Annotated in this window: 15 protein-coding genes and 1 pseudogene; 6 read left to right on the top strand and 10 right to left on the bottom strand. The window is 71.3% G+C overall.

From position 1 onward, the window contains the following. Positions 1-3 precede the first annotated feature (3 nt). Entirely contained in the window at positions 4-1,491 is a 1,488-nt protein-coding gene (locus BN1555_RS32725) for a DNA-binding protein NsdB (protein WP_093802780.1), read from the bottom strand. A gap of 233 nt (positions 1,492-1,724) precedes the next feature. Here BN1555_RS32725 and BN1555_RS32720 point away from each other — a divergent pair, with 233 nt between their 5' ends. Further along, positions 1,725-2,873, top strand: a complete 1,149-nt coding sequence (locus BN1555_RS32720) for an aminoglycoside phosphotransferase family protein (protein ID WP_093802779.1) — start codon at positions 1,725-1,727, stop codon at positions 2,871-2,873. An 81-nt stretch (positions 2,874-2,954) separates the two neighbouring features. Here the strand turns inward: BN1555_RS32720 and BN1555_RS32715 are convergent. From BN1555_RS32715 to BN1555_RS32690, 6 genes and pseudogenes are all read right to left on the bottom strand, one after another. Beyond that, positions 2,955-6,075 (bottom strand): annotated as a pseudogene (locus BN1555_RS32715) (ThuA domain-containing protein). Continuing rightward, on the bottom strand, positions 6,072-6,968 hold the full coding sequence (locus BN1555_RS32710; RefSeq protein WP_093802778.1) for a sugar phosphate isomerase/epimerase family protein: 897 nt from the start codon (positions 6,966-6,968) through the stop codon (positions 6,072-6,074). Before BN1555_RS32710 ends, BN1555_RS32715 begins: the two are co-directional and overlap by 4 nt. After that, a complete protein-coding gene (locus tag BN1555_RS32705; RefSeq protein WP_093802777.1) occupies positions 6,965-8,185 on the bottom strand; it encodes an ABC transporter substrate-binding protein in 1,221 nt (406 codons plus the stop codon). The genes BN1555_RS32710 and BN1555_RS32705 overlap by 4 nt, the downstream gene beginning before the upstream one ends. Next, positions 8,182-9,153, bottom strand: a complete 972-nt coding sequence (locus tag BN1555_RS32700; protein ID WP_093803814.1) for an ABC transporter permease — start codon at positions 9,151-9,153, stop codon at positions 8,182-8,184. Before BN1555_RS32700 ends, BN1555_RS32705 begins: the two co-directional genes overlap by 4 nt. A gap of 38 nt (positions 9,154-9,191) precedes the next feature. Further along, positions 9,192-10,196, bottom strand: a complete 1,005-nt coding sequence (locus BN1555_RS32695) for an ABC transporter permease (protein ID WP_093802775.1) — start codon at positions 10,194-10,196, stop codon at positions 9,192-9,194. 121 nt (positions 10,197-10,317) lie between these two features. Beyond that, positions 10,318-11,808: a sugar ABC transporter ATP-binding protein gene (locus BN1555_RS32690; protein ID WP_093802774.1), complete on the bottom strand. Its 1,491-nt coding sequence runs from the start codon at positions 11,806-11,808 to the stop codon at positions 10,318-10,320. A gap of 164 nt (positions 11,809-11,972) precedes the next feature. Between BN1555_RS32690 and BN1555_RS32685 the strand changes: the two genes are divergently transcribed. From BN1555_RS32685 to BN1555_RS32665, 5 genes are all read left to right on the top strand, one after another. Further along, positions 11,973-13,169 carry an ROK family transcriptional regulator gene (locus BN1555_RS32685; protein WP_093802773.1) on the top strand — a complete coding sequence of 399 codons (1,197 nt, stop codon included), beginning with the start codon at positions 11,973-11,975 and terminating at the stop codon, positions 13,167-13,169. A gap of 198 nt (positions 13,170-13,367) precedes the next feature. Next, the gene (locus tag BN1555_RS32680; protein WP_093802771.1) at positions 13,368-14,390 is read left to right on the top strand and encodes a glutathione S-transferase family protein; all 1,023 of its coding nucleotides are present in this window, start codon (positions 13,368-13,370) and stop codon (positions 14,388-14,390) included. Between the two features lie 146 nt (positions 14,391-14,536). Then, a complete protein-coding gene (locus BN1555_RS32675) occupies positions 14,537-14,809 on the top strand; it encodes a YkvA family protein (RefSeq protein WP_093802769.1) in 273 nt (90 codons plus the stop codon). 287 nt (positions 14,810-15,096) lie between these two features. After that, positions 15,097-17,013, top strand: coding sequence for an N-acetylmuramoyl-L-alanine amidase (locus tag BN1555_RS32670; protein ID WP_255306296.1), 1,917 nt, complete (start codon positions 15,097-15,099; stop codon positions 17,011-17,013). Between the two features lie 170 nt (positions 17,014-17,183). Continuing rightward, positions 17,184-19,421 (top strand): terpene synthase family protein, encoded by a 2,238-nt coding sequence (locus BN1555_RS32665; protein WP_093803813.1) that lies wholly within the window; start codon positions 17,184-17,186, stop codon positions 19,419-19,421. Between the two features lie 77 nt (positions 19,422-19,498). Here BN1555_RS32665 and lepB read toward each other — a convergent pair whose 3' ends face one another. The 3 genes from lepB to BN1555_RS32650 form a co-directional block, all read right to left on the bottom strand. After that, positions 19,499-20,176 (bottom strand): signal peptidase I, encoded by a 678-nt coding sequence (lepB, locus tag BN1555_RS32660; RefSeq protein WP_093802767.1) that lies wholly within the window; start codon positions 20,174-20,176, stop codon positions 19,499-19,501. A gap of 75 nt (positions 20,177-20,251) precedes the next feature. After that, entirely contained in the window at positions 20,252-20,752 is a 501-nt protein-coding gene (locus tag BN1555_RS32655) for a glycosyltransferase family protein (RefSeq protein ID WP_093802765.1), read from the bottom strand. Positions 20,753-20,911: 159 nt separating this feature from the next. Then, a complete protein-coding gene (locus tag BN1555_RS32650) occupies positions 20,912-21,151 on the bottom strand; it encodes a DUF397 domain-containing protein (protein ID WP_093802764.1) in 240 nt (79 codons plus the stop codon). Positions 21,152-21,340 lie beyond the last annotated feature (189 nt).

The following is a 21,340-nucleotide window of genomic DNA, read 5'->3' as shown; positions in this document are numbered from 1 at the left end:
GTCCTAGATGCTGGTGCTCCTGTTCGTCTTCTTCGCGGGCAGTACCAGCTGAATCTCCTCGCGCAGATCCTCGATCTTCGGGTAGTCCGCGTACTGACCGGTGAGCCGGTACATCTGCCGCAGCCGGTCCCAGGTGCGGTGCGACGAGGTCTCCCCCATCGACATCAGCGCGAGACGTGCGTACCGGTCGGCCTGTTCCGGGTCGTCCGCGATGAAGCACGCGGAGGCCAGTGAGAGGTAGTCGAAGATCTTCGACCGCTGCCTGCCGCCCGCCCGGAGAGCGAGCGCCTGCTTGGCGTGCCGCTGCGCCGCGGCCGCCGCCGCGGGCTCGTGCTCCGCGAGCGTACGGAAGGCCAGCGCCTGCATCCCGTGCAGGTCGGCCTCGTCGAACATCTGCATCCAGCTCGGTGGCGGGACATCGCCCTTGTCCGACACGAACAGTTCCTCCGCCTCCCCCAGGGTGCGCCGCATGGCCTGGCCGCGGCCCATGGATGCCTGTGCCCAGGCCTCGATGGTGTGCAGCATGGCGCGGGTACGGGGCAGCATCTCGTCGCCGGATCCGGACTTGGCGAGCTTCATCAGGTCCAGGGCGTCGTCGGGCTTTCCGAGGTGCACCATCTGGCGGGCGGCCCGGGAGAGGGCCTCGCCCGCGCGGGGGCGGTCGCCGCCCTCGCGGGCCGCGTGGGCGGCGATGACGAAGTACTTCTGGGCGGTGGGTTCGAGGCCGACGTCGTGCGACATCCAGCCGGCGAGGACCGCCAGGTTGGCGGCGACGCCCCACAGCCGGCGCTGGAGGTGGTCGGGGTGATGGTAGACGAGCATGCCGCCCACTTCGTTGAGCTGGCCCACCACCGCCTTGCGCTGGAGACCGCCCCCGCGGGCGGCGTCCCAGGCGCGGAACACTTCGACGGAACGCTCGAGTTCTTCGATCTCCTGCGACCCGATGGGGGCGGCCTCGTAGCGGTCGTACCCGGCGGGGTCGGCATGCAGGAGATCGTCGGTGCGTGGAGCGTGGGCCGTCGGAGCAGGGTCGGTGCGGAGCCAGTCGTGCATGGCGCTGCTGAGTGCGGAGCCTGCGGCGAGCGCGGAGCCCGCGCCCACCAAGCCGCGTCGGTTGAGCATGAGGTCCATTCCCGTGAATTCGGTGAGGACCGCTGCCGTCCGTTCGGGCGCCCACGGAAGGCCGTCCGGATTCTCTGTGTTCCTGACGTCCCGCCGTTTTCCCGTGCGCCCGTGCCGGTCGAACCCGAGGTCCTCGATGGTCACGACACGGCCGAGTCGCTCGGTGAACAGAGCTGCCAGCACTTTGGGCACGGGATCGCGTGGGGCCTCCCCCATGTCGATCCAGCGTCGTACGCGCGAGGTGTCGGTCGCCAGCTGCGCATGGCCCATGGCCGCCGCCTGCCGGTTCACCAGTCTCGCGAGTTCGCCCTTGGACCAGCCGGCGAGGCCGAACAGGTCTGCCAGGCGGGTGTTGGGTTCTCCGGTCACATCAAGCCCCCAGGGTCTCGGCTGATTTGACAGTAACCCCGTGTCAGATGCAGTGGGAATATTCGCCAGGGTTCGCCAGGGTCCGCCACATGGTGTGCCACCCGCAGGCGGGTGTCAGGTAAGAAAGCGCCACCCCGCTCCGGCAACCGGGCAGCATTCCCCAGGGTGTTGACCGGTTGCCGGGGCGGGCGGCGCACGTAACTCGTCGGCGCGCGAAGGGATCTGTATCGCCCATGTACACAGCATCGTCCTCCGTGTCCGCCCCGCCTCGGCCGTACCGTCCCGTGGCGACGGGCAGCGGACCGTATCTCGACCCCCATCACGCCGGCGCAGCGCCCCTGGGCGTCGGCCGCGCCCGGCGAGCCGCAGGACCGGGCTCCCCACCGCCCAGCGGAAGACTCGACCTGTCCGGCCCCCAGGGCGCGCAGCTGAGGATGGCCATCACCTCGGTGCACCGGATCTGCCCGGAGTTCAACCCGGTGCAGGTGCTGCGCCGCAGCGGGCGGTCCGTACTGCTCGTCGGCACCACAGGCCGCACCACCGCGGTCGCGAAGTGTTTACTGGACCACTCCCCTGCGTGGACGGAGAGATTCCGTCACGAAATAGCTTCTTACCGCACCTTCGTCCGGCACCGTCCACCGGTGCGGGTACCGCGGCTGATCGCGGCGGACCCCGACCACTGCGCCCTGGTGATCGAGCGGATGCCGGGCCGGGTGGCCGCTCTCACCCGGCATCCGGCCGAGGCACCGCCGCGCGCCGATCTGCGGGCCGTCCTCGGCGCGGTCAAACGGGTCAACGACTGGCGGCCGCCGGCCGATGTCTTCGAGGCGCCGCTCGACTACTCCTCGCGCATTTCCCGCTACCACGCGCTGGGCCTGCTCACCGACCGGGACCTCGGCGACCTGCAGAAGCTCCTGCACGGCTTCGCCCAGGCGACCGGGGGGCGGCAGAGCAGGTGGCAGTTCTGCCACGGCGACGCGCTGCTCTCCAACATCCTGCTGTCGCCGGCCGGTCCCGTCCTGGTCGACTGGGAGCACGCGGGCTGGTACCTGCCGGGGTACGACCTGGCGACGCTGTGGGCGGTGCTGGGCGACGCTCCGACGGCGCGGCGGCAGATCAGCCAGCTGGCGCAGGCACCGGGCACCGCGGCGCGGGACGCCTTCCTGGTCAACCTGATGCTGGTCCTGACCCGGGAGATCCGTACGTACGAGACCGCTGTCCAGCGCACCATGCGGGAGGCGGCTCCGGTGACCGGGGCGACGGGGCAGGCCCCGGCGGGCGGCATGTCCACCGGTGAGGAGCAGCGGTTGCTGCTCCGGCGGCTGCACGACGACTGCGCGATGGCCCGGCGGGCCGTGCGCGCGGCCGTCGGCACCCGCTGACGAGGACGAAGAGGGAAAAGCACTGGCCCACCCGGTGACGATCACCCGGATGGGCCGGTGCTTTGTCATGTGCCGTGGTGCCTAGGGGCTCTGGAACTCGACGGCGTCCACGTCGAACGAGTTGTTCTGCGGTGACGTGAAGACGAGATAGAGCTTGTGGGTGCCCGCCAGAGCCTCGACCGGGACGGCCGGGGTGGTCTGGTAGGTGTCCCAGCCACCGGTGTTCGGTACCGGCGTGGTGGCGAGGAGCTTGCCGTCGGGGGCGTCGGCACGCAGTTCGATCGCGCCGACTCCGTACGGACTGGACAGCTTGTAGCCGACCTTGCCGACGCCCTCGACGCTCATCGGGTGGAAGGCCACCCAGTCGCCGTCGGACACGTCGCCGATGCGCTTGCCGTTCTCGGCTCCGGCCTGGGAGACGACGCGGGTGCCGGACTGGGTGTCGTAGTACTCGGCCTGCTTGTGCCTGGGCTGGAGGACCGCGCGTCCGTAGCCGGTGAGGGCGCCGACGTTTTCGCCGCCCCTGTCGGTGTACTTGGCGTTGAGTACGTAGGTGAGGTCGGCGCCCTCGGGGTGGCCGCCCAGGTCACCCGTGTCGACGGTCCCCTCGCACCCGGGGATGTCGGTGGTGGGGTGCTCGTGGTCGTCGTGCCCGAGGGCCGGGTTGACGGTGACCTTGGCGCAGTCGACCGGGCCGTCCTCCGGGTCGGTGACGGTGATCCTGTACGGGATCTTGTCGCCGAAGTCGATGAGCTTGCCGTCGACGGGGAAGTCGATGGTGACCTTGGGGGCGGTGTTGCCCGCGGTGACGGGGATGTTGGCGTACCCGGATTTGCCGGTGGAGTCGGTGACCTTGAGCTGGGCGTTGAAGTCGCCCTTGGCCGTGTACGTGTGCGTGGGGTCGGCGTCAGTGGAGTCGTACGTTCCGTTGCCGTCGAAGTCCCAGGCGTAGCTGAGATTGTCGCCGTCCGGGTCCTGGCTGCCGGCGCTGGAGAACTCCGTGGTCAGCGGTACGGGGCCGTTGGTGACGGAGGCGGCCGCCTTGGCGACGGGAATGCGCTGCCCCTGTGCGTAGTCGATGCGGTAGAGACCGGAGTCGTTGTTGCCGCCGCCGAAGGAGCTGCCCCATTCGAGGACGTACAGCGATCCGTCGGGCCCGAAGGTCATGTCCATCGGCTTGTTGAACTTCTGCGAGGACAGGAAGTCGTTGATTTTGAGGAGCTTCCCGTCCCGGTCGAAGCGGATCTCCTTGACGGAGTTGCGCGACCACTCGTAGAAGAAGCTCGCGCCCTCGAAGTAGGCGGGGAACTTCGTCGTGGAGGGGTTCTTCGGGTTGTAGTGGTAGACCGGGCCGCTCATCGGCGCCGAGCCGCCGCTGCCCATTTCGGGGAATTCCTTCGAGACCCCGTAGCCGTACCAGATCTCGGGCTGCTGGATCGGGGCAGTTCGATGCGGCCGGTGTTGTTGGGCGAGGGGTTGACCGGCTTGGCGCAGTCGAACTTGGCGCCCACTTCCCCGGTGTCCGGGTCGTAGGGGGCGTACGCCTGGTTGTCGCCGTGGCAGAACGGCCAGCCGAAGTTGCCGGGCTTCTTGATGACGTTGTACTCGACCAGCCCCTCGGGCCCGCGGTCGGTGGTGGGCAGGCCGCGGTCGGGCCCGTAGTCGGAGACGTGGACGTACCCGTTCCTGGGGTCGACGGTGAAGCGGAACGGATTGCGGAAGCCCATCGCGTAGACCTCGGGGCGGGTCTTCGGCGTGCCCTGGGCGAAGAGGTTGCCCCGGGGGATCGTGTAGCCGCCGGAGTCGGTGGGTTTGATGCGCAGGATCTTGCCGCGCAGGTCGTTGGTGTTGCCCGAGGTGCGGGCGGCGTCGAGCATCTGCTTGCCGGGGCGCCAGTCGAGCGGGGCGTATCCCTGCCAGTCGGGGTCGATGTTGGGCGGGGTGTCGTCGCCCGTGCCGAGGTAGAGCGTGCGGTTCGGGCCGAACTCGACGGCGCCACCGGTGTGTCCCGGCTCGGGGAAGGTGCGGTCGCGGTACGCGGGTACGTCGAGGAGTTTCTTCTCGCTGGCCAGGTCGAGGATGTTGCCCTTGACGGTGAAGCGGGAGAGGCGGTTGACGTCGTCCTTGGCGCCCGCGGGGGCGTAGTAGAGGTAGATCCAGTGGTTGTCGGCGAAGGCCGGGTCGAGTTCCATGCCGACCAGGCCGTCCTCGCCGCCGGTGTAGACGTCGAGCTTGCCGGCGGTGGTGGTGGCGTGGGTGGCGGGGTCGAAGATCTTCACTTCGCCGCTGCGCTGGGCGTAGAAGACCCGGCCGTCCTTGGCGACGTCGAGTTCCATGGGGTCGGCTGTGTTCTCGTCGAGGGCGACCTTCTCGTAGCCGTTCCAGACGGTGCCTCCGCAGTCGCCGGGCTTGTTGCCCGCCGCCCACTGGACGCCGCCGACGACGTGGTCGCGGAAGTACGCCTCGCTGTAGGCGGGGGTGTCGTGGCCCATGGCGGTGGCCCAGACCTTGCCGCCCTCGGTGTTGCGGCACCAGGAGATGGGGTGGTCGGCGCCCATCGCGGCGCTGCCCGGGTTGTACGTCGTCTCGTCGGCGGTGACCAGGACGTGGACGTCACCGCGCGGGTTGGCGTCGAAGTTGTACCATTCCTCGGGGCGTTCCCAGCGCTCGGGCAGGCCCTTGGTCGAGGGGTGGACGCGGTCGGCGACCTTGGCGGTGCCCTTCAGGACGCCGGGCGAGTGGGCGGGCATGTGGACGCCGCCGTTGATGGCCTCGTCCCACCAGGGGAACTCCTCCTCCACACCCATGTCGAGGGTGTTGTGGATGGCTACGACGCCGCCTCCGCCGCGCACGTACTTCTTCAGGGCGTCGCGCTGGGCCTCGGTGTCCCAGACCATACCGGAGTTCTGCAGCATGACGATGACGTCGAAGTCCTTGAGCTTCTTGTCGTCGAAGACCGTGGAGTCGGCGGTCTGTACGACCTCGAAGCCGTTCTCGGCCGCCTCCTCCTCGAACATCCTGATTCCTGCGGGGATGGAGCCGTGGACGTAGCCGACCGCTTCGGTGAAGAGCAGCGCACGGAAGGCGGGGCCTTCTCGACTGCGGTGGCGGGTAGCGCGGTCGCGCCGAGCAGCAGCGCCAGGAGCAGGGCTGTCAGTGCTCTGCGCAGGTCGCTGGATATGTCAAGAGCATGACATCTCATGAACCGGTCCTCTCGGGAGGGGAGGCGAGGACGCGGCGCAGAAAGGCCAGGCCCTCGGTGGCGACGGTGTCCTGCGAGGGGGCGAGGGGGCGCCACACCGACGCCGCGACCGCGATGGCGTCGTTGTGGGCGGTGAACGACTCGATGCAGAGCGGACCCCGGTATCCGCTCGCGGTGAGCGCGGCGAGGAAGCCCGGCCAGTCGAGGTGGTCGGCGCCGGGGGTGCCGCGGTCGTTGGCGCACACCTGGACGTGCGCGATGCGGCCTGCGGCGGCACGGACCGCGGCGGGCAGGGAGCGTTCCTCGATGTTCTGGTGGTACGTGTCGAGGGCCACGCCGACGGACCGGGCGGGCAGCGGGCCGATCGCTTCGAGGGTCTGGGCCACGGTGTTGAACAGGCTCGTCTCGTAGCGGTTGAGCGGCTCGACGGCGATGGCCACCCCGGTGGCGCTCGCGTGGCGCAGTACCGGGGCGAGGTTCTCGCGCCACTCGTCGTACGCGGCGGCCCGCTGCGCACGGTCCATGCGCCAGGTGCGGCCGACGGCCGTGTACACGGGGCCCGCGACCACGGGCGCGCCGATCGCGCGCGCCGCGTCGACGCACCGCAGCAGGTAGTCCTGGGTGATGTGGACGGTCTGCGGGCCGGACCGTACGAGCCCCCGGTCGGGGGACATGACGGCGATGACGGCGGCGGGGGCGAGACCCGTCGCCGCCAGCAGCTTCGCCACCTGCGCCGGGTCCCAGTCGGCCGCCCGCTCCAGGGGCAGTTCGACGCAGTCGAAGCCCCAGGAGGCGAGCCGGGGCAGGGTCTCGGCGAGCGCCTCGTGGGTCACCGGTGAGTGCCAGATCCACGGGTTGGCGCCGAGCGCGTGGGGGGCGTGGCGGCCCGTCATCCCTTGCCGCCCCACGCCTGCGGGAAGCCGGGCAGGTCCTCGCAGCCGCACATCGCGTAGTGCAGGGGCGGCATGCCGGGCTTGAGGTACTGGTCCAGGTTGTCCCGGGTGACGGTGGGCTGCGGCAGCTTCCACTCCTTGGGGACCTCCTCGCCCTTCAGGACGCGCAGGGCGGCGATCACGGGCGTACGCCACTGGAAGGTCGGGTACGTGGGGGCGATCGCGGTGAGGTCCTTGTCCTTCCACGCCTGGAGGAAGTCCTGCTGGTCCTCCCCCGTGATCGGCGGTACGTCCCTGCCCGCGTCCTCGAACGCCTCCACGGCGGCGACGGCTGTCGCACCCGAGTCCATCCATACGCCGTCGATGTCGCCGTGCCGGGTGAGGGCGTCGGCGACGACCGACTTGGTCCTGGCGGGATCTCCCTCGGTGAACTTCGCGTCCACGACCTCCAGTTCGCTGTCGTCGAAGACGGTTTTCGCGGCCGACCAGCGGGTTTCGAGGACGTCGACTCCGGGGGAGATGCGCAGGGCGAGGATCTTGCCCCCGGGCTCGACCTTCTCCTTCAGGAACCCGGCGGCCACCTGCCCGTACCCGTACCCGCCGACCGGATTGACGAAGGTGACCGCGCAGTCGGTCTCCACGCCCCGGTCGAAGACGACGACGGGGACCTTGGCACAGGCCTGCTCGACGGCGGGGGTGAGGGTGGCGGTGGTGTTCGGGGAGACGATCAGGGCGTCGCAGTCGCGCCCGGCGAGCTCCTGGATGTCGGAGATCTGCTTGTCGTCCTTGCCCTGGGCGTCGAGGACGGTGAACTCGGTGATCTCCTTGTGCAGCGCTGCCTCGGCCTTCATGTTCTTCATGCCGACCTGGCGCCACGGGTTGAAAACACCCGCGTTGGAGAAGCACAGGTGGATTCCGCCACCGCCCTTCTTCTTGTACGCCGCGGTGTCGGTCATCTCCGGGTTCAGCATCTGTTCCCAGGGTCTGCCGGCCGGCCCCTGGGGCTTTTCGGCCATCAGGCTCAGCTGCCGGTCGTACTCGGCCTTCCGGAAGAACTTCGAGTGTTCGCCGGTGTCCGTTCCCGGCGAGGATGCCTCCGTGCTCCCGGAGGGTCCCGCGGGTGCGCCCGGTGGCGCGTCGCTGGAGCAGGAGCTGATGAGGGCGGCCGAGAGCAGTACGGCGGCCGGGACGAGGGCGCGTCTGCGCGTGGACGTCATGAGGGTTCCCCTCCCGAGGGGTGTGTACGGCGGCGGCGCAGCCGGGACCAGTCGGCGGCTCCGAGGCCCACCGCGGCGATGACGATGACGCCTTGGACGGTGGATTCGAGGGCGCCGGAGACGCCTTGGAGGTTGAGCAGGGTGAACAGGGCCTGCAGGGAGAACGCGCCGGCCATCGCGGCGACGACCGATCCGCGGCCGCCGCCGAGGACCACTCCGCCGAGTACGACGGCGGTGATCGCCTCGAACTCGTAGCCGCGGCCCGCCTGCGCGGAGACGCCGGAGAATCCGCCGACGAGGACCGCGGCGAGAGCGGCGGCCGTGCCGGACAGGACGAAGGCGATGGTGCGGGCGCGGGCCACGCGGACACCGGCGAGGGCGGCGGCGCGTTCGCTGTCGCCGGCGGCCACGAGGGTGCGGCCGAAGTCGGAGCGCATGAGCAGGGCGACGGCCACTGCGGCGGCGGTGCAGGCGAGAACCGCCCACGGAAGCCAGCCGAGGGCGGTGCCGCGGCCGAGCTGGCGGAAGGCGGTGGGGAGCGCGCCGTGCGGGGAGCCGCCGGTCCAGAAGAAGACGGCGCCTTCGAGGATCAGCATCATGCCGAGCGTGGTGATGAAGGACGGCACGCGCAAGGCGGTGGTGACCAGGCCGCTGACCAGGCCGGCGAGGGCCCCTGCGGCCAGGAGGACGGCGGTGGCGAGCAGCCAGTGGGCGCCGGGGTACGAGCCGTACAGCTCGGCGGCGACGACGACGCCCGCCGTCACGATCGCGCCGACCGAGAGGTCGAACTCGCCGCACACGATGACCAGGTACTGGCCGGCGGCGAGGACGACGAGGGGTGCGGCGCGCTTGACGAAGGCGAGGAAGCGGTCGGGTTCGTAGAAACCGGGGTCGGTGAGGGCGAGAGCCGCGAGGAGGACGGCGAGGAGGGCGTAGACGGGGGCGCCGGTGCCGAGCGCGCGTACCATTCGTCCGGCGGGGAATGTGGTCGTGGTGGTCGCCGTGGTCACGCGGGCCTCCTCGACGGGCGGCGGGCGTAGAGGGCGACGGCCGCGATGATGACGACGCCGCGGACGACGTTCTTGAAGAACGGATCGACGGAGAGCTGGTTGAAGACGCTGTCGAGCACGGCGAGGACGAGTACGCCGCCGAGGGTGCCTGCCACTCCCCCGCGGCCGCCCGCGAGGGCGGTGCCGCCCAGGACGACGGCTGCGATCGATTCGAGGTCGTAGCGGGCTTCGGTGCCGGCCCAGGGGGCGCCGGCGCCGAGCCGGGACGCGAGGAAGAGGGCCGCCGCTCCGACACACAGCGAGCAGAGGATGTGCGCGGTGACGACGGTGCGGCGGGTGCGTACGCCGGACAGGCGGGCGGCGTGTTCGTCGCCACCGGTGGCGTACATGTGATGTCCGAGGCGGGTGCGGCGGGTGATCAGCCACATCGCGGCGGCGACGGCGGCGAGAAGGAAGAGCGAGACGGGGACGGGGCCGATGCGGTCGTAGCCGAGGTGCTGGAAGGAGGCGGGGACCTTGCCTGCGGGTCCGGCGTAGTTGTCCTCGATCCAGCCGCGCAGGATGAAGGCAGTGCCGAGGGTGGCGATGAAGGCGTTGACCTTCAGGCCGGTGACGACGAGCCCGTTGGCGAGCCCGACGGCGCCGGAGAGCGCGAGGACGGCGATGACCGCGGTGAGGACGCTGCCGCCCTCCATGGTCTCGGCGGCGACGAGGGTGCCGAGGCTGATGAGGTAAGCGACGGACAGGTCGAGGGATCCGGTGAGGATGACGGCGGACTGGCCGACGGCGACGAGGCCGAGGGCGACGCAGTTCTGGAGGATGGCGACGACATTGGTGAGGCCGAGGAAGTTGCCGCCGTCGGCGGCGACGGCGATCCATCCGGCGAGGGTGACGGCGAGGGCGGCCAGCCAGACGCCGACGACGGGGTCGGTGAGGCGGATCCTGGCGGGGACGGTGCGCCGGGCCGCGGGCGGGGCGGCGGCCACCCGGAGGGAGTTCACCGGAGCCCCCTCCCGACGTGGCCGCGCCCGGCGGTCCCCGGTGCGACGCCCTTGAGCCCCTCCGGCCGAGGAGCGGGGGCCGGGGCGGGGCCCCGGTGCGGGAAGGGGCGGGGCGGGGTGCTCATGCGGCGCCCTCCTGGGGGGCGGCGCCACGCGTGGCCAGGCGCATGATGGCTTCTTCCGTTGCTCCGGCGGGGAGTTCACCCGCGAGACGGCCCTCGGACATGACGAGGATGCGGTCGCTCATGCCGATCAACTCCGGGAGTTCGGAGGAGATGATCAGTACGGCGAGACCTTCGCGGGCGAGTTCGCGCACGAGGGCGTGGATCGCGGCCTTCGCCCCGACGTCGACGCCCCGGGTCGGTTCGTCGAAGAGGAGCACCCGGGGGCGGGCCGCCAGCCACTTGGCGATGACGACTTTCTGCTGGTTGCCGCCGGAGAGGTACTGGACCTGCTGGTCCTCCCCGTGGGCACGCAGGCGTACGCGTTCGAGAAGGGCGGTGAGTCCTCCGGCCGCCGTCCGGGGCCTGTCGCGGGCGGGGACCGCGCGGGTGACGAGGAGGGCGTTGTCGCGTACGGACTGACGCAGCGCCAGTCCCTCCGCCTTGCGGTCCTCGGTGACCAGGGCGATGCCGCCGCGGATGGCCTGGCGGGGGCGCGCGGGCCGCAGCGGGGCGCCGCCCACGGTCATGGTTCCGGTGGTGAAGGGCGCGGCGCCGAACAGTGCGCGGGCCAGCGACGTACGGCCGGACCCCTGGAGGCCCGCCACACCCACCACTTCGCCGGCGCGGAGGGTGAGGTCGATGCCCCGGACGCGGTCGTTGCCGCCGCCGGTGAGGGTGAGCCTCGCTTCGCCGATCTCCTCCGGGCGGGCGCGCGGCGGGTAGTAGGAACCGAGGTCCCGGCCGACCATGGCCCGTACGACCTCGTCGACGCGGGTGTCCTCGGTGCGCAGGGTCGTGACGCGCCGGCCGTCCTTGAGGACGGTGATGCGCCGGGCGAGGCCGAAGACTTCGCGGAGCCGGTGCGAGATGTAGAGGATTCCGAGCCCGCGTGCGGTGAGGCGGCGGACGAGTGCGGAGAGGAGCTCCACCTCGTGGTCGGCGAGCGGCGCGGTGGGCTCGTCCATGACGAGGACGCGGACGTCGGAGGCGAGGGCCTTGACGATCTCGACGGTCTGCTGACGGGCCACGGACAAGTCGCGGACGGGGGTTCGGGGCGTGATGCCGGTCTCGTCGATCTCGGCGAGGAGTTCGGCGGTGCGGCGTTCCATGGCCCGGCGGTCGACGAGGCCGCGCCGGGCGGGCTCCCGGCCGAGGAAGACGTTCTCGGCGACGGTCCGGTGTTCGAGGAGCGCGAACTCCTGGTGGATGATGCCGATTCCGGCAGCCTGTGCCTGCGCGGGGTGGGCGAACGTGTGCTCCGTGCCGTCGAGCGTGATGGTGCCGGTGTCTGCGGTGTGCTCGCCCGCCAGGATCTTCATGAGGGTGGATTTGCCGGCCCCGTTCTCCCCGACGACGGCGTGCACTTCGCCGGGTTGGAGGTCGAGGCCGACGTCGTGCAGCACTCTCACCCCGAGAAAGCTTTTGGACACGCCCTGCATCGTCAGCATCGCCTGGCTCCTCAGAAAGCGTTTGCACAGCAATGTCGTGACCCGGCTTTGACCTGTCAAGGGCTCAAGCAGCTTGATATTAAGGCGAGTTGGACCGCACTTATGCCGACGACCGAACACCGGCTCCCTTGTGAGCAGCAGAAGTCGTCCCTAAGGTGACGGTCATGTCTTGGTCGACGGATCACAGCAGTTCCGCCACCGCCCATTCGCCCGGCCAGGTGCTGAAGCTGATCAGTTCGGGGGCGGTGACGACGCGGGCCGACATCGCGCGCCTCACCGGCCTGGCCCGTTCCACCGTCTCCCAGCGGGTGGACGCGCTCGTCGCGCACGGCTTCGTCGACGAGGAGGCGGACGGTCCCTCGACGGGCGGGCGGCCGCCCCGCAGGCTCCAGCTGCGCACCCGTGAGCACGCGGTGGCCGGGGTGGACCTCGGGGCTTCGCACTGCCGGGTGTCGCTGATGGACATCGGCGGGGCGACGCTCGCCGCGCGGGAGGACCCGCTGTCGATCGCCGACGGACCTGATTCCGTACTGAGCCATGTGGAGCGCACGCTGCACGCGCTGCTGGAGGAGGCGGACCTGGAGCCGCGCACGCTGCGTTCCATCGGGGTGGGCGTGCCGGGTCCGGTGGAGTTCTCGACGGGGCGGCCCGTCGATCCGCCGATCATGCCGGGGTGGCACCAGTATCCGATCCCGGAGTTCTTCGCGGCCCGGTTCGGGGTGCGGGCGCTCGTCGACAACGACGTGAACGTGATGGCGCTCGGCGAGCAGCGGACCGCGTTCCCGGGCTGCCGCTACCTGCTGTACATCAAGGTGGGTACGGGCATCGGCTGTGGCATCGTCGCCGACGGGCGGCTGCACCGCGGCGCGCAGGGCTGTGCGGGCGACATCGGGCACATCCGGGTCGGCGACGAGGGCGATCTGTGCCGGTGCGGGAACTCCGGCTGCCTGGAGGCGGTCGCGGGCGGTTCGGCGATCGCGGCCCGGCTGGCGGGGCTCGGTCTTGACGCGGCCTCCGGCAGCGACGTCGTACGGCTGGTGAAGTCCGGTAACCGGGACGCCGTACGGATGGTGCGCGAGGCGGGCCGCGCGGTCGGCGAGGTGCTGGCGGGCCTGGTCAACTTCTTCAACCCGGACACGGTGGTGCTCGGCGGGGCGCTGGCCGCCGTGCACGACCAGCTGCTCGCGGGCGTACGGGAGGCGGTGTACCGGCGGTCGCACCCGCTGGCGACGCATGTGCTGCGGATCGAGCCGAGCCGTACGGGTGAGAACGCGGCGGCGGCCGGCGCCGGAATCCTCGCGATCGAGCACGCGCTGTCCCCCGCGGAGGTGGACCGGGCACTGGCGCGGGCGGCGTCCTAGGGCTTCCCGGGACGTCCGGACACATGCGGCCGCGTTCGAGAACGTCCGGAAGCGTTCGAAACCGGAAGGCCGGTGGCACACGCGGTGTCACCCGCCTGCACGCCGGACGGTGCGGCCTCGGGCGATGACGGGGAAGGCTCTCCGTCGGTACGAACCGAACACCATCCGGCACCGGCCCCGCCGGGAAGGGAAGTCACGATGAGCCGCGCCCACGACGACACGGACGGCAACGCCGCGTACGGAAAGAAGCCCTTCGAGCGGGCGAAGAGCCACTTCGCGGACCGCATCACGGCCGACGGCAAGGACGGCTGGCCCGTCGAGGCCGGCCGCTACCGGCTCGTGGTGAGCCGCGCCTGCCCGTGGGCGAGCCGCGCGCTGGTCTCACGACGGCTGCTCGGCCTGGAGGGCTCCCTTTCGCTCGCCGTCGCGGATCCGGTCCAGGACGACCGCAGCTGGCGGTTCACCCTCGACCCCGGGGGCCGCGACCCCGTACTCGGCATCCGGTACCTCAGCGAGGCCTACGAGGCGCGGGAGCCGGACTACCCCGACGGAGTCAGCGTCCCGGCGATCGTGGACGTACCCAGCGGCAGGCTGGTCACCAACGACTACCAGCGCATCACCCTGGACTTCGCCACCGAGTGGACGGCGCTGCACCGGCCCGGCGCACCCGACCTGTATCCGGAGCCGTTGCGCGCGGAGATCGACGAGGTGATGGAAGGCGTCTACCGCGACGTCAACAACGGGGTCTACCGGGCGGGCTTCGCGACTCGGCAGAGTGAGTACGAGGACGCCTGCCGGGGTGTGTTCCGGCGGCTGGACCTGGTGGCGCAGCGGCTCGCGGACCACCGCTACCTGGTCGGGGACACCATCACGGAGGCGGACATCCGGCTCTTCACCACGCTGGTGCGCTTCGACGCGGTCTACCACGGCCACTTCAAGTGCAACCGGTGGAAGCTGACCGAGAACCCCGTGCTGTGGGCGTACGCGCGTGACCTCTACCAGACGCCCGGTTTCGGGGACACCGTCGACTTCGACCACATCAAGCGCCACTACTACCAGGTGCACACCGGTATCAATCCGACCGCGATCGTGCCGCTGGGACCCGATCTCTCCGGCTGGGTGACGCCGCATCACCGTGAGGAGCTGGGCGGCCGCCCGTTCGGCGACGGTACGCCGCCGGGGCCGGCGCCGGCGGCCGAGCGGGTGCCGTCCGCCGGCTGAGGGCCTCCGGGAAGGAACCGGGCGGGGAGGAAGGGGCCCGCCCCGCCCGGACGGACGCACGAGTTGCCGTCCGGTGCCTGAACCTCCCTGTGGACGGGCAGACGAGGGGAAGAGAGCGCGTGATCGCGAGCCGTCCGGGAGGTTCCATGAGTACAGAAGCCTGGGTGCTGCTCGTCGTCGCCGTGGTCTTGGCGGTGGCGACGCTCGCCGTGGCGGTCGCCGTGCTCGTACGGCTGGTCCGCGCCCGTCGGAGTCTGCGGCGGGCGGGACTGCCCGAGGGGCGCCCCTGGGCCTTCTGGGCCGCTGTCGCCTACCTCGTCCTGCCGGCGGACCTGATGCCCGACCCGGTGTACCTCGATGACATCGGCGTACTGCTGCTCGCCCTGAGGTCGCTGCGCGCCGACCGCGACCCGGGCTGATCCGACGGCAACGCACCTCCCGGACACGGCCATCGGTTCATACCACTGACGCGTCGCAGGCCCGCGTGCCGTCGCGGCGAAACCCTCCGCCGCGCCCGTGCTGACGTGCGAAGTCCCTGCGGCCGAGCCTCATTGACGGATCGTCCGGGAGCCGGTACCCCTTGTCATCGCGTCCCGCCCGCAGGCCCTTCGTGCACCACCCGTCCCTGGAGGCCGCATTGCAAGGATCCGTCACGCCACGATCCAGGAGCGCGCGCAGACGTGTCTGGCAGGCGGGGGGTCTCGTGGTGTCCGCCGCGCTGGTTCTGCCGCTCCTGTCGGCCGGGCCCTCCGCCACCGCGGAGCAGCCCGCGCCCCCCGCTTCCGGTGCGCTGCAGCGCGACTTCACGGCGGCCGCCGCGCAGTACCGGGTGCCGCAGAGCGTGCTGCTCGGGGTGGCGTACCTGCAGTCCCGCTGGGACACGCACGGCGGCGCGCCGAGCGTGACCGGCGGCTACGGCCCGATGCACCTCACCGATGCCGGGGCTGCGCTCGAAGAGGCTCCGCACCACACGGACTCCGGTGAGGACCCGCGCGGTGACGACGCCCGCCCCGCGCGGACCGGTGGTGAGGCCGGAGTGCCGGAGGTGTCCGAGCTCCCGGCCCGGCTGAAGACGCTGGAGCGGGCCGCCGCGCTGACCGGGCTGCCGGCCGCGGAACTGCGCCGGAGCCCCTCGGCGAACGTCCGGGGCGGGGCGGCGCTCCTGGCCGCCGCGCAGAAGCAGCTCGGGCAGCCGCTCAGCGCCGACCCGGCCGACTGGTACGGCGCGGTCGCCCGCTTCTCCGGAGCCGACGACACGGCGACCGCGACGACGTACGCCAATGACGTGTACGACGTGATCCGGACGGGCGGGCGGCGTACGACCGACAGCGGCCAGCGGGTCTCGCTGCCCGGCGCTCCCGGGCTCGCGCCCGACCGTACGCAGGCCGCGGACCTCGGGCTGCGGACCGCCGACACGGGACTCGCCGAGTGTCCGAAGACGGTGGCGTGCGAGTGGATTCCGGCCCCGTACGAGGAGTTCGGGGACGGTGACTACGGCAACCACGACAAGGGCGAGCGCCCCGCGAGCCAGGGCATCGACTACATCGTCGTCCACGACACCGAGGCCACCTGGGACACGACGCTGGGGCTGGTCCAGAACCCGGAGTACGTGTCCTGGCAGTACTCGCTGCGCTCGTCGGACGGGCACGTCGCCCAGCACGTGCCGCTCAAGGACGTGGCCTGGCACGCGGGCAACTGGTACGTCAACTCCAAGTCCGTGGGTCTGGAGCACGAGGGCTTCCTGACCTCACCGGACGCCTGGTACACGGAGGCGATGTACCGCACGTCGGCGCGGCTGGTGAAGTACCTGGCGAAGCGGTACGGCATCCCGCTCGACCGGCAGCACATCCTGGGCCACGACAACGTCCCGGGGACGACCACCGCCACCATCCGCGGGATGCACACCGATCCGGGCCCGTACTGGGACTGGGCGCACTACTTCAAGCTGCTCGGCAGGCCCTTCACCCCGTCGGCGGGCCCGGACGGTGCCGTGGTCACCATCCGGCCCCGGTACGCGCAGCACCAGCCCCTCTACACGGGCTGCGTGAAGGCCGGCCAGCCGTGCGCCCCGCACGGTTCGGGCGCCGTCCGGCTGCACACCGCGCCCGCCGACGACGCGCCGCTGGTGAAGGACATCGGCCTGCGCCCCGGCGGCCAGGACTCGACGAACGGCGTCAACGACACCGGCGCGCGCGCCTCGACGGGGCAGCAGTACGCCGTCGCCGGGCGCAGGGGCGACTGGACCGCGATCTGGTACCTCGGTCAGAAGGCCTGGTTCCACAATCCGGGCGGGCAGCCGACCGCGGTGAACTCCCGAGGGCTGCTGCTGACTCCGGAGGACGGCGCCACGGACGTGCCGGTGTACGGGCGGGCCTACCCGGAGGCCGCGGCGTACGCGGGGACGCCGGTCCCGGTGCAGGCCCTCTCGCCGCTGCCGTACAAGCTGCTCGCCGGGCAGAGGTACGTGGTGGGCGGCCGTGCACCGGGCGAGTACTTCTTCGCGCCGACGTTCGAAACCGCGGGGCACCGGGTGGTGCGCGGCGAGGAGGTGTACTACGAGATCCAGTTCGGGCACCGGGTCGCCTACGTGAAAGCCTCTGACGTGCGCGTACTCCGGCCGTAACGGGCCGCGGACGACGACGGGGCGCCATCGGCCACGACCGGCGACGGCGCCCTTTCGTATGACTAATCGGGGTGGGGCGTGCGCCGTACGGGCGACGGGTAGGGCTGGGCCGGAATTGACCGGTCCGCGCCGCGGTGGGTGCGCGGACGTCCCTGAAAGGCCGGACGTACATGGCACAGCAGCCCTTCACCCTGCCGGACTTCTACGTTCCGTGCCCGGCGCGGCTCAATCCTCATGTCGACGAGGCCCGTCGTCACACGAGGGAGTGGGCGCGCCGGATGGAGATGCTGGAGGGCTCGGGCATCTGGGAGGAGCGCGACCTCGAAGCGCATGACTACGCGCTGCTCTGCGCGTACACCCATCCCGACTGCTCCTCCGAAGTGCTGGCGCTGGTCACCGACTGGTACGTGTGGGTCTTCTTCTTCGACGACCACTTCCTGGAGACCTTCAAGCGGTCCCTGGACCGGGAGGGCGGGAAGCGGTACCTGGACCGGCTGCCGGCCTTCATGCCGATGGACCTGGCGGACGGTGTGCCGGAGCCGGAGAACCCGGTCGAGGCGGGGCTCGCGGATCTCTGGGCGCGGACCGTGCCGAGCATGACGGGCGCGTGGCGGGAGCGGTTCGCCGAGGCGACCCGGAACCTGCTGAACGAGTCCCTGTGGGAGCTCTCCAACATGGACGAGGGCCGGATCGCCAACCCCGTCGAGTACATCGAGATGCGCCGGAAGGTCGGCGGCGCGCCCTGGTCGGCGGGGATCGTGGAGTTCGCGTCGGACGCCGAGGTCCCGGCGCCGGTGGCCCACTCGCGGACGCTCGGTGTGCTGCGCGACGCGTTCTCGGACGCCGTCCACCTGCGCAACGACCTCTTCTCGTACCAGCGCGAGGTCGAGGACGAGTGCGAGAACAGCAACGGCGTGCTGGTCATGGAGCACTTCCTGGGCTGTACGACGCAGGAGGCCGCCGATGCCGTGAACGATCTGCTGACGTCGCGGCTCCAGCAGTTCGAGAACACCGCGCTCACCGAAGTCGGGCCGCTGTGCGCGGAGAAGGGCCTGACCCCGGCCGAGACGGCTGCCGTACTGGCGTACACGAAGGGCCTTCAGGACTGGCAGTCGGGCGGACACGAGTGGCACACGCGCTCCAGCCGCTACATGAACGGGGGCGGAGGCGGGAGCAGGGCGGCGGCCGGTCCCGCCGCGGGCGGCTGGGGCACGGCGGCCGCGACGGTCCGCTTCACTCCGCGGGCCGAGACGGCCCGCCTGCGCAGGCACACGCACGTGCCGTACCAGCACGTGGGCCCGTCCCTGATCCCCGACCTGGACTTCCCGTACCGGCTCTCCCTCAGTCCGCACCTGGCGGGGGCGCGGGAGCGGAACATCGCGTGGGCGCGGCGGATGGGGATGCTGGAGCCGCAGCCGGGGCGGCCCGCGTCGCACGTCTGGGACGAGCGGCGGGCGCGCAACATCGACCTGCCCCTGTGCTCGGCGGGCCTCCAGCCGGACGCGACACCGCAGGAGCTCGACCTGTCGTCGAACTGGCTGACCTGGGGGACGTACGGGGACGACCTGTACCCGGTGATCTACGGTCGCACCCGCGACCTGACGGGGGCGCACGCGGCCAACGAGCGGCTGCGGCTGTTCATGCCACTGGACGGGGAGCCCGTCCCGGAGCCGTCCGACGCGATGGAGCGAGGGCTCGCCGACCTGTGGAAGCGGACGGCCGGACCGATGAACGACGCTTCGCGGCGTACGTTCCGCAAGGCGGTCGAGGACATGATCATGAGCTGGGAGTGGGAGCTGGCCAATCAGGCGCTCCACCGCGTTCCCGACCCGGTGGACTACATCGAGATGCGGCGGTTCACCTTCGGCGCGGACATGACGATGCGGCTGTGCCGGCTCTCGCACGGGGACCGGGTGCCCGACGCCGTCTACCGCAGCGGAACGATCCGCTCGCTGGAGAACTCCGCGGTCGATTACGCCACGCTGCTCAATGACCTCTTCTCGTACCAGAAGGAGATCGAGTACGAGGGCGAGGTGCACAACGCCGTCCTGGTCGTGCAGAACTTCTTCGGGGTCGACTACCCGACGGCGGTCGACATGGTGCACGAGCTGATGAAGGGCCGGATGCGGCAGTTCCAGCATGTCATCGAGCTGGAACTGCCGCTCCTTTACGACGACTTCGCGCTGGACGCCGAGGCCCGCGAGATCCTCGACGGCTATGTGCGCGAGCTCCAGGACTGGCTGGCCGGGATCCTGAACTGGCACCGCGGGTGCGTCCGCTACCGCGACGAGGACCTGCGGAGCGGGGCCGGCGGAGCGCCGTGGCACCTGAGCGGCCCCACCGGGCCGGGCACTTCGGCCGCCCGGGTCACCGCCCTGCTGGGCCGGCCGGCCGCGGCGCACGCGTAACGCCGCCCGCACACCGCCCGGCGCCGGCGAACGGGCCGCTGCGTACGGTCTGTTCGCCGGGGCGGGAGAGGAGGCGGTCAGCGCCGCGCGTCGGTGGCCGCCCGGTCGAGGGTCGCGGGTACCGGCAGGTTGTCCAGCCGGCCGACCGGCCAGGCGACCACCACCGCGCGCCCCACCACGTCGTCCACGGGCACCATGCCGGCGCCGGGCTCGTGCCGGTGGTAGCGGGAATCCCCGGACGCCTGCCGGTGGTCGCCCGTCACCCAGAGGTGACCGCTGGGTACGGTGACGTCGAACTGCCCGTCCGGGTCCGCGCTGCAGGCCGTGTTCCCGGGGAAGACGTACGGCTCGTCGAGCGCCTTGCCGTTGACCTTCAGCGAGCCCGCACCCTCGCACTCCACCGTGTCGTCGCCGACCCCGACGACCCGCTTGATCAGGGCTTTCTCTTCGGCGGACGGCATCAGTCCGACAAAGCCGAGCGCCTTCTGCACCGCACTGGGCTGCGGCGCGGGCTCGTTCTTCAGCCAGTCGCCCGGGTCGTGGAAGACGACGACCTCGCCGCGCTCGGACTCGGAGCCGAACCACGGGGTCAGCTTGTCGACGAGTACCCGGTCACCCTTCTGGAGCGTGTTCTGCATGGACTCCGAGGGGATGGAGAACGCCTGTACCAGGAACGTCTTGATGAACAGGGCCAGCAGCAGCGCGATCACCACGAGGAGCGGGAGTTCCCTCCAGAAGGGACGCTGTTCCTTCACCTTCGGACGCCGTGCCGTGCTTCCGGTACGCCGACCGCCACGTCTCCCACAACCGCTCCTCGCCTCACACGGAACTCAACCCTGCTGGAACAGCTCCGCGGGCAGGGGCTTCAGCAGCGCGTACAGGTCGTCGGTGATCGGCCGGTCCCAACTGGCGATGGTGACGAGCACGTTGTCGCTGCGGTCGAACTGTACGCAGGAGATGCGGCTTTCGGAGAGCTTGATGCGGCGCACGATCAGCAGGTTGTCGCCCTGCATCACCGGCATGTCCTCGCTGTCGACCACCTCGACGGGCTCGTCGTTCTCGAGCGCCGCGAGCAGCTGCGCCACCTCGAAGGGCACCTGCCCTTCGGCGAGCTCCCGGGCCGGGGAGCCTTCCGGCAGATTGCCGATGATCATCGCGGGGCCGCGGCCGCCGAACAGGTCGTAGCGCAGGAAGACACCCTGGCAACTGCCGTCGGGGGCGGGCAGCAGGCCCGCTCCGAGATTGCCCGGCCAGTCGCCCGGGTCCATGGCCAGGACGTCGAATTCCGGGCCCGCGGGCGTGGCGGAGGGGCGGCGGCGGAGGAAGGACATGCCGCCATGGTACGTGGCCCGGGCGCGCTTCCGGCGCCGGGGCGGACCGGTGCGCGGCTCGCTCCCGGCCGCTCGGGACGCGGCCGGCGGGTCCGGTGCTCCGCCGTACGGGCTGGACTCCAGCCCGTACGGCGACGGGCGGCGCGCGGCCGCGGGCCCTCAGGTCAGATCGAAGGCGCCGTCCCGCGCGTTCCGCACGAAGGCACGCCATTCGGCCGGGTCGAAGATCAGTGACGGGCTGCCGGGTCTGGCGGCGTTGCGCATCGCGATGAATCCCTCGACGAACGCGATCTGAACGTCGCCGGCCCCCTGACTGCCCGACTGCCAGTCCGCTCTGCTCAGGTCCAGCTCCGGCTTGCCCCAGTCCGCAAGCCGCTGCGCGGTGATGCCCTCGGCCACGTCCCTGCTCCTCCCGGTTCGTCGTCCGCCGGTCAGCCTAGCGATCGTCCCGGGCGACGGACAGGCCGCGACGGGAGTGCGCGGGCCGTGCGCGGCGGGACGTGCTCGGCAGGGCGCGGGCCGTGCGCGGCGGGCGTCGGGGCCGGGCCGGATGCCGCTCGTGCCGTACGTGCGCCTCGGGCGGCGTCC

Origin of the sequence: Streptomyces sp. Wb2n-11 (genome assembly GCF_001049855.1) — a bacterium.
Classification (GTDB): domain Bacteria; phylum Actinomycetota; class Actinomycetes; order Streptomycetales; family Streptomycetaceae; genus Streptomyces; species Streptomyces altiplanensis.
This window is presented reverse-complemented; position numbering and strand designations above follow the sequence as displayed.

Coding starts and splice junctions, on each gene's coding strand:
- BN1555_RS32700 (WP_093803814.1), bottom strand. CDS start 9,153: ATGGTACGCGCGCTCGGCACCGGCGCCCCCGTCTACGCCCTCCTCGCC.
- BN1555_RS32685 (WP_093802773.1), top strand. CDS start 11,973: ATGTCTTGGTCGACGGATCACAGCAGTTCCGCCACCGCCCATTCGCCC.
- BN1555_RS32720 (WP_093802779.1), top strand. CDS start 1,725: ATGTACACAGCATCGTCCTCCGTGTCCGCCCCGCCTCGGCCGTACCGT.
- BN1555_RS32710 (WP_093802778.1), bottom strand. CDS start 6,968: ATGACGGGCCGCCACGCCCCCCACGCGCTCGGCGCCAACCCGTGGATC.
- BN1555_RS32680 (WP_093802771.1), top strand. CDS start 13,368: ATGAGCCGCGCCCACGACGACACGGACGGCAACGCCGCGTACGGAAAG.
- BN1555_RS32705 (WP_093802777.1), bottom strand. CDS start 8,185: ATGACGTCCACGCGCAGACGCGCCCTCGTCCCGGCCGCCGTACTGCTC.
- BN1555_RS32690 (WP_093802774.1), bottom strand. CDS start 11,808: ATGCTGACGATGCAGGGCGTGTCCAAAAGCTTTCTCGGGGTGAGAGTG.
- BN1555_RS32655 (WP_093802765.1), bottom strand. CDS start 20,752: ATGTCCTTCCTCCGCCGCCGCCCCTCCGCCACGCCCGCGGGCCCGGAA.
- BN1555_RS32675 (WP_093802769.1), top strand. CDS start 14,537: ATGAGTACAGAAGCCTGGGTGCTGCTCGTCGTCGCCGTGGTCTTGGCG.
- BN1555_RS32665 (WP_093803813.1), top strand. CDS start 17,184: ATGGCACAGCAGCCCTTCACCCTGCCGGACTTCTACGTTCCGTGCCCG.